The sequence below is a fragment of the Rhodococcus sp. T9N genome (assembly GCF_024436645.1).
In the GTDB taxonomy this organism is placed as follows: domain Bacteria; phylum Actinomycetota; class Actinomycetes; order Mycobacteriales; family Mycobacteriaceae; genus Rhodococcus_F; species Rhodococcus_F qingshengii.
The window spans coordinates 102,940-109,004 of sequence record NZ_JAMSKS010000021.1; the positions used below are offsets into that span (position 1 = coordinate 102,940).

Annotated in this window: 5 protein-coding genes; 3 read left to right on the forward strand and 2 right to left on the reverse strand. The window is 60.7% G+C overall.

Features of this window, described 5'->3' with window-relative positions; translation table 11 throughout:
- Positions 1-16: 16 nt before the first annotated feature.
- From M1L53_RS27180 to M1L53_RS27190, 3 genes are all read left to right on the forward strand, one after another.
- Positions 17-1,525, forward strand: a complete 1,509-nt coding sequence (locus tag M1L53_RS27180; RefSeq protein ID WP_261949318.1) for a YhjD/YihY/BrkB family envelope integrity protein — start codon at positions 17-19, stop codon at positions 1,523-1,525.
- Positions 1,522-1,767, forward strand: coding sequence for a hypothetical protein (locus tag M1L53_RS27185; RefSeq protein WP_024488114.1), 246 nt, complete (start codon positions 1,522-1,524; stop codon positions 1,765-1,767). Before M1L53_RS27180 ends, M1L53_RS27185 begins: the two co-directional genes overlap by 4 nt.
- Positions 1,768-1,832: 65 nt before the next feature.
- The gene (locus M1L53_RS27190; RefSeq protein ID WP_019749538.1) at positions 1,833-2,234 is read left to right on the forward strand and encodes a low affinity iron permease family protein; all 402 of its coding nucleotides are present in this window, start codon (positions 1,833-1,835) and stop codon (positions 2,232-2,234) included.
- Positions 2,235-4,084: 1,850 nt separating this feature from the next.
- Here the strand turns inward: M1L53_RS27190 and M1L53_RS27195 are convergent.
- Complete coding sequence (locus tag M1L53_RS27195) at positions 4,085-4,651, reverse strand: CinA family protein (protein ID WP_019749539.1); 567 nt, start codon at positions 4,649-4,651, stop codon at positions 4,085-4,087.
- Between the two features lie 138 nt (positions 4,652-4,789).
- The gene (locus tag M1L53_RS34920) at positions 4,790-5,296 is read right to left on the reverse strand and encodes a 50S ribosomal protein L11 methyltransferase (RefSeq protein WP_397517569.1); all 507 of its coding nucleotides are present in this window, start codon (positions 5,294-5,296) and stop codon (positions 4,790-4,792) included.
- Positions 5,297-6,065: the final 769 nt, after the last annotated feature.

The window sequence follows — 6,065 nt, forward strand, 5'->3', positions numbered from 1 at the left end:
GGGTAGCAACTCGGGCATGGTGACACACACGGTTGATGCGGACGACGCGCGTAAGCCTTCCGATCCGACCGACCTGACGGCGCAGTCGTGGAAGTTCGTAGCACGACGTTCTGCCCGAGAGTTCACTCGCGATCAGTGCACCGATCTGGCGGCGGCTTTGACGTACTACGCTGTGCTGTCACTGTTCCCGGCGCTTCTGGCGCTGGTGTCCCTGCTGGGAGTTGTCGGCCAGGGGCGTGCCAGTGTGGACACGGTGATGGAACTGGTAGCCGCTGTCGGACCGGACTCGGCCCTGGACACGATGCGTGGCACCGTCGAACAACTGGTGGCGGCCCCTACCGCCGGTTTCGCATTGATCATCGGTCTCGCGGGTGCGTTGTGGTCGGCCTCCGGCTATGTCGGCGCATTCGGGCGAGCGATGAATCGTATGTACGAGGTGGAGGAAGGCAGGCCGGTCTGGAAACTTCGTCCTCTGCAACTGGTCGTCACCCTCGCAGGACTTCTGTTGGTTGCCGCGGTGATCTTGATGCTGGTCGTCAGCGGACCTGTCGCCAAGGCGCTAGGTGATCAGCTCGGCATCGGAGACGGCGCGGTGACGACGTGGAATATTGCGAAGTGGCCCGTCATTCTGATCTGTGTGGCGTTGGCGGTGGCGGTGCTGTATTACGTGACTCCCAATGTGCAACAGCCGAAATTTCGTTGGATCAGCGTCGGAGCAGCACTCGCTATTGCAGTGTGGATCGTGGCTTCAGTCGGATTCGCTTTCTATGTAAGTCATTTCGGTAGTTACAACAAGACGTACGGATCGTTGGCCGGGGCGGTCATCTTCCTGCTCTGGTTGTGGATCACCAATCTTGCGTTGTTGTTCGGAGCAGAAGTTGACGCGGAACTCGAACGCGGCCGGCAGTTACAGGCCGGAATCGAAGCCGAAGAATTCCTGCGGCTGCCTCCTCGGGACACCAGCGTTTCGGAAAAGAACGCTCGTCTGCACGCACACGATATCGCCGCCGGTCGCGAACTTCGCGAAACGCACGGCGGCGAATGCAACGAAGGGACGTCGACCATGACCGAGCGATCCGATAGCCGGGCAACCGTTCCGAGCACCGCGCCGCCGAAAACTGTCGACACAGAGGGCGTAGACCCGCACGCACTGTCGACCGTACAACTCGTCGAGCGCCTCACCGAGCAGGTGTCCGACCTCGTACGGGCCGAAATGTCGCACGCAGTAGCCGAAGTCAAGACCAAGAGCACCCGGTTCGGTGTAGGGGTCGGTATCTCCGGCGCCGGTGCACTGCTGCTGCTGTACGGCTTCGCGGTACTTCTGGCGGCAGCAGTACTCGGATTGGCCACAACCCTCGAACCTTGGCTTGCGGCTCTGATCATCGCGGCAATCGTGATCGCCATCGGAGCAATAACCGCACTCGTGGGAGCCAAACGAGCGAAGTACGCGGCGCCACCACTTCCGGAAGAGACCGTCGAAAGCATCAAAGCTGACATCGCTACTGCCAAGAAGGGCGTGAAATGAGCACCACCGCAGACGGACCCGACGAGAATGTTCGAGCCCAACGTGAGGCTCTAGCCGCAACCGTAGGCGCACTCGCCGAAAAGGCGAACGTACCGGCCCGCGTCAAGGGTGAGGTGTCGCGTGACGTGGAACGGGTAAGGCAGCGGCCTGCAGCCGTCGCGGCGGCGCTCGGTCTCTTAGTGGTGTTCGTACTTGTCCTCCGCCGCAGCAAGCAGCGTTCCCGCCTCACCAAGCACAACTAGCGAGCGCCGTCGACGTTTGCGGTAACGATCGGCACAATGTTTCGGATTCGAATGAGGTTCTAACGATGAAGCCCCCTGCAGTTCTCCCATCCGAAGTTTCGACGAACATCTCCGTCTTCGATAGGTTCGCGACCTACGTCAGTGCACGCACCTCGCAGGCATGGTTCTTCGTAGTGTGCGTGGTGATAGTGGTGCTCTGGGCGCCGTCGTTCTTCCTTCTCGGCACCATCGACACCTGGCAACTGATCATCAACACCGTCACCACTATCGTCACATTCCTCTTGGTGGCCTTGTTGCAGAACACACAGAAGCGATCCGACGACGCCGTACAGCACAAGTTGAACGCCATCGCCGACGGCCTGGCCGATCTGATGAAACAACTCGCCCAGCAGCACCCCGAACTCGATAAAGATCTGCGCGAACTGCGACTCGCTGTCGGACTGGAAGACCACGAGAGCGCTTCCTGAACGGAAGGAGTACTCATCATCCACAAACGAGTCCTGCGATCTCGACTCTCGGCCTACTGGCCTGGCACGCTGGGATCGGACACAGACCGTCTGGTTCGGCGATATCGCTGAATTTGCTGCCCTCCATGTAGCGACCCAGAGGGCATCCCCTGGCTTGCCAGGAGGCTCGGTGGTCGAGCGCAGACAATATGTTCTCATCGTCCGAAGGACTCGGACGCAATGCAATAGGAGCTGCAGTCTCACAGGCACGGGTTTGCGCCGCCAGTGCCTATCGTCGGGGCGATCATCACGATTGGGAACACGAGGCACGATGCCCCCATCGCGGCATCGAAAAGCTTGTGCGGTCGTGCACCGCGAGGGACCTGGTCATATTTCTGGGTAGCTACGTTCTGACGACGCAAGCTGACAGACACATGCCGTCGTGCATTCGTGCAAATACCAAGTAGCCCAGCTGTAGCGGCCTTTTGCATGGAGAAACTCGGTGAGGCCAACCACTGGTGTGCAGACGGCATCGGACCAACGCTCATCCTTTGTGCCCACGGCAATGCGCGTAGTGCGACACGCGTCCCAGGCGTTGTTCGTCCTGAATCCGCTGGTTGCACCGCCGTGTCTGCCGCTTAAGCCTTCCCCGGCGCCGTCGAGCAGTGAACTGATCGCTGATCAGGTCCTTCACCGAACTACGGGACCTCAAGCGGCCGACCCGCTCGGCGTTCTCGGTCAGTCCGCTCTCTCGCGCACGAGACATGAGCGTTGTCGGAACGATCTTCGCGTGTATCAGGCGCGGCACGTTTCTTGAGTATGTGATCTGGGTAACAAGCGGGGGGTGATGGAGGAGATTGCGATGGATGTTGTGGTGTGGACGGAATCCGAAGAACGGGAGAGGTGGTGGCGCGAAATTGTCGGAATTTCAACCATCCGGAACCACTGTGTGCCGCCGGATGGCGGAGAGCTGCCGCGTCCCAACCTCTCGACGACATCGAAAAGGAGCGAGTCGGTTGCTACCCATCTTCGTGCAGTAGCCGCGGCTTGACTGTCAGTTCTGGATCGAAGGGGTGGAGATACGATGTTCAACATTGTTCTGTTGCTTGTAGTGCTGAGTATCGGCATCGTTGTGGTGATGTGTCTGGACTTCCCATGGCAACGTTCGCTTTTACGTAGCGATCGTCGCCAGATCACGCGTCATAGGCATGGAAGGACCACAAAGCCGTAGGGCTGCCTCCGCCTGACCGTTACACTCCGGCGAGGAGGAAAGACCCGGTCGGGTCGACGGCGACTTGGATGAGCGATCGGCTCTGTTTCCGGATGCGTCGAACCCGTTGGGCGATCACGCCGACGCTTCACGACCCTACCGAGTTCCGCAGCCGAGCTTTCCGTGAATACCGCGGTCACTTGCCACAGAAGCAGTCGCGGACAGGCAATAAGGCCGCGCTGCCCCTCTCGGCGCGGACGTCGGCCGTGCCCCCGCAGCGCGAGTAACCGGGGCACTCGTCAAGATGACACAAGGCCATCGCTCCGGGTCCAACATCGAGAAGGGCTGGCCCTGCATCGAAAAAGCCGATGGCCCTGACGCCTTTCGGGCGTTGTCAACGACCAGCGTTCCACTCTCGGTTGGGCGATCGCTTATCGCAACTACGGCGCCACGCGCGATTGCATCAGCTAAGAATTCGCCGCCGTGGGGCTCGGGACCGGTCACGGTTCACAAATGTCGCCAGGCTGCACATGACGAGAAACCTGGCGACTCTTGCTGACCACGAATTCCTCGGTTATGTCGAATATCTCGGATGCGACTCTGAGATGCAGGGCTAGAGCTCAGTTGATCGAGGGCCCTCGTCGACATCGCCCAAGGCCTGTCAGAGACGACGATCCTCCGCAGTCGACGTCCGCTGACATGACGGGACTCCACGCGAGATCGACGCGGCGTCCGTGGAGGCGTACCGCACCAGAAGCTTGATTCCGTGCTCTATCGTGGCAGCCAGGATGTCTTCCGGTTCGCCTGAGAACACTTGCTTTTCGGCGTGGACACTTCCGTGGTCGACGATCCCGAACCAGACGGTCCCCGGGGTCACGTCTTCTTGGGTCTGCGGCCCAGCTTCCCCGGTGACGGCGAGCGTCAGTGTGGTTCCCAACAGAGCGGCTGTGCTGTGCGCCATGGCTCGCGCTGATTCTTCGCTCACGACAGGGCCGTTCGGAACATGGAGGACCGACCGTTTCACCTCCCGGTTGTACGCGACGATCCCACCGCTGAACCAAGAACCGGCATCCGGCGCCTTACCGAGGTGTGCGGCAATATTGCCCGCCGTCAGGGACTCTGCCGTTGACACCGACAAACCTCGGGCCACCGCGACACTTGCCAGGCGGTTGCATAGTTCGTCGAGGTCGGTTTCGGTCGGTAAATCGGGCCGGGGGTCGTTACTCATGTCCAGTCCTCTCCAATAGATGTCGAGCACTCGTATTGTGTCGCTTGATGTTCGAGCTGGTCAACGGGTCAGCGCTCGCGCGGCGCGAGCGCAGGACCGGTCCGCGCGGGATTGATCTCCCCGCCACGACTTCTGTAATCATCCTCCGTTCCTTGAGCATGGCTCCGGTCTTTCCGATGTCGCACATCGCGGACTGCAACAACAGGAGAGACCCTCCTGGGACGAGGAAGTTGGGCCGATGCGATGATCGGATCGAGTGGAACACGACCGCCGGCGCCGGCGGTCCAGGCGCTCTTGGGCTCTGAAGCCAGCAATTCGTCGATTTCCGACGGGACGTACGACGGGTTGAAACCACGAGGTCGAACATTTCTCAGTCAGCACCGCGGTGAGGTCTCCACGACGTGCCTCGACACGTGCTTTGTTGGGAAGGCGGTTGAGCATGACGTTCACAATTGACCGGCGCGAAATGTCTACCGCGAGAACGCGACCAACTCCAGCCTTCGCGGCGGCTATCGACAACGCACCGGTTCCGGCGCAGAGGTCGAGAACGCGAGTGGAGCCCATCACCTGCTGACGCCTCAATGCCTCGGTAAACAGCGACGTATCGTCCTGCGGTCGGTGCGCACCTGGCAATCTAACGATCATCGTCGACTCCTGAGTTCAGGGGTTCCAGTTCAGGGGGTTCGATCCCGACAGTTTTTCTACCCGAATGTTCCTGAAAGCATGCGAGAGAGCGCATCGTTTCGGAATGGGCGGCCACAGATTCGCGATGCGCGACTTTCGGTCTCCGACGACTATTTCGGTTCGGACAGCGAAGCACCCGCGGCAGCGACGAACGCCAACTTTGGCAGTAGCCGAGAAATGAGCGTCCAAAGGTATGCCGACGACGGTTGGCTTTTCGCAACCCTGTGCCGATTCGCTGCAGCGCTGGCGCTCGGGGTGGCTTCGGCAATTGGCAGTGCCGACCTAGCCCTTACACAACTTGGCGGGCCAGAAGAGCGACGGGACTTGCACCTCCCGCACGCCGTGTGGTGCGGATCCCACCATCTCGTCGAGCAGCGATTTGGAAATTGAAGGGAGGGAGGCAAAGTGGAGGACGACCCGTGAAAAGCGCCGCACGCGAATGCCCTCACCGTAAGGAACACGGCCCTCTGCCCGCGGAGAATTCTGCAACTTAGACGCTCAAGTCCTCAGCGGTCACCGATCGCGGCGCCGCCTACTGACTCACGCACAGATACTGCAGATCCCGGTTGTGGCGCTCCACGCGCTCCCCTCGGAACGCCAACGACACGCGCGGTCGCTGCTGCCGGAAAAGTCGGCAATTGCGCCATTGCGATTCTCAACGGGCCCCGGCCCGTAGTGGCACTGCACGCGCCTGCTCACATCGCTAGAGTCCATTCATGGCCACACTGCG